This window comes from Vibrio sp. S17_S38, from assembly GCF_014694375.1.
In the GTDB taxonomy this organism is placed as follows: domain Bacteria; phylum Pseudomonadota; class Gammaproteobacteria; order Enterobacterales; family Vibrionaceae; genus Vibrio.
On the sequence record NZ_JAAUWW010000042.1, the window covers coordinates 1 to 1,840 of the forward strand.

The following is a 1,840-nucleotide window of genomic DNA, read 5'->3' on the forward strand; positions in this document are numbered from 1 at the left end:
TGGAATATTAGAAATTAGCAATAGCTGAGCAAATAAGTGGATCAATATTAAAACGGTGAATTTTTAAAAAAGTGGATCAGATTTCAACTGGTGTTGACACTTACAACATGCCTTCAATTTGGTTTCTTTAAATTGCTTGAAAGAATTGAATGTATGCTCTTTATTACCACCAACTTCTCGAATGATATAAATACCTTTTTCAATACTTGGAACTTCATCAAAATGCTTCACCTTATGTTCAGATATTGGTTTAGCACATTTAGCTCTTTGGCAAGCTTCAATAAGATTATTCAAATATTCCATCAATAGCCTTTATCTTCCAGAAAGTAGCGTTCGAACTTCAGTAATATAGATTTCTACACATTAATCATTTCATCTTTAAAATCGATACCCCAAGATCTGGATCTACCCCCAAAGCCTCACAATATCTCACATACTCCAACACATCGAGTTTACGCTCACATTGTTCAACCTTTCCCACATAAGAATGAGGAACATCAAGCTCAACAGCTAATTCACGCATAGTTAAACCTCGTTCGGCTCTTGCTTCTTTCAGCCATTCGATAAGTTTTGCGTATTCTGGTGTAAATAGTGTCTTTTTCATTGTCCCTATATTAGAGACAAGATAAAATGTACCCAATTCAGGAACAAAGGGCAACACTATGACTTTAATGAACCCTCGCAGAATGGGAAACAAAAGAGGCAAGCCAGAAATGGATCGCTTTACTACTACTCATTATCTCTTGCTTGCGCAGTTTGGAAATAGGTCTTTGATCTTGATTGAAGAAATTGCGGAAGATTTACTCGGTTTGTCGGTAGCAACAGCAAAAAAACGGGCTTCTAATCGTGCTCTACCGTTTCCTGTTTTGCGACTTGGTGAAAGTCAAAAATCGCCTTGGTTGGTGCATATAGATGACCTTGTGAAATATATAGATGCAAAAACGATTAAGGCTCGAAATGAATGGATATTGCTTAATTCTTGATTTGTTTGTGTCGTCAAAGAATTGCCGAAAATCCTTAAAAAGCCCCCCAAAATAAGACATTGGAAAATAAAAATATTATTTATTTTCAATGATTTAAAAAAACCGGTTTTTTTTTGAAAAAAAGTGCCCCACACAGTGCCCCAAATTTATTTTACACCTTAAAATGTCGTTAATTATCAATTACTTAATATCAAGAATCACCCTTGTCTAACATCGGGGCAACGGAAAAACGGGAAGGATTGAATTTATTGGTTTCACTGGGATTTACTGGGTTCATAGATGTTCCGATATGAGTTAGATTACTTTTAATGCATTTCCGCATATTCTACATATTGAAATGTTAGTTTCGTATACTTTAGTCGGTAAATACCATCGTTAGTATCCAAAAACTCACATTAGTAAATAGTGAAAAATCGGTTAAAAGATTTGCATGCGGAAAAACTAATATGGCATTGATTATTTTATTCTATAGTAATCTAGACTAGATACACTTGTCTGAGTTCATATATTACGAATACAAAAAAGCCTAGTCAATGACTAGGCTTTTTTATCTTTGCATAATTATGCAAACTGTATGGCAGGGGTGGAGAGATTCGAACTCCCAACACGCGGATTTGGAATCCGCTGCTCTGCCAGTTGGAGCTACACCCCTAAAATTTATGGCGGAGTGGACGGGACTCGAACCCGCGACCCCCGGCGTGACAGGCCGGTATTCTAACCAACTGAACTACCACTCCGCAGTGTCTATTCAGTACTTAAATTAAAAGCCTGGCGATGTCCTACTCTCACATGGGGAGACCCCACACTACCATCGGCGCTATTGTGTTTCACTTCTGAGTTCGGCATGGAATCAGGTG

Annotated in this window: 3 protein-coding genes, 2 tRNA genes and 1 rRNA gene; 1 reads left to right on the forward strand and 5 read right to left on the reverse strand. The window is 37.4% G+C overall.

Features of this window, described 5'->3' with window-relative positions; genetic code table 11:
* Positions 1 to 63: 63 nt before the first annotated feature.
* Positions 64 to 303, reverse strand: coding sequence for a hypothetical protein (locus HC725_RS16455; protein ID WP_190332942.1), 240 nt, complete (start codon positions 301 to 303; stop codon positions 64 to 66).
* A gap of 64 nt (positions 304 to 367) precedes the next feature.
* The gene (locus tag HC725_RS16460) at positions 368 to 604 is read right to left on the reverse strand and encodes a helix-turn-helix domain-containing protein (RefSeq protein ID WP_190332943.1); all 237 of its coding nucleotides are present in this window, start codon (positions 602 to 604) and stop codon (positions 368 to 370) included.
* A gap of 58 nt (positions 605 to 662) precedes the next feature.
* Between HC725_RS16460 and HC725_RS16465 the strand changes: the two genes are divergently transcribed.
* On the forward strand, positions 663 to 983 hold the full coding sequence (locus tag HC725_RS16465) for a pyocin activator PrtN family protein (protein ID WP_238928566.1): 321 nt from the start codon (positions 663 to 665) through the stop codon (positions 981 to 983).
* A gap of 575 nt (positions 984 to 1,558) precedes the next feature.
* Here HC725_RS16465 and HC725_RS16470 read toward each other — a convergent pair.
* The 3 genes from HC725_RS16470 to rrf all read right to left on the reverse strand — a co-directional run.
* Positions 1,559 to 1,635 (reverse strand) — tRNA-Trp (locus tag HC725_RS16470).
* Positions 1,636 to 1,643: 8 nt separating this feature from the next.
* Positions 1,644 to 1,720 (reverse strand) — tRNA-Asp (locus HC725_RS16475).
* Between the two features lie 29 nt (positions 1,721 to 1,749).
* Positions 1,750 to 1,840: ribosomal RNA gene (gene rrf, locus HC725_RS16480) — 5S ribosomal RNA — on the reverse strand; the annotation flags it as partial.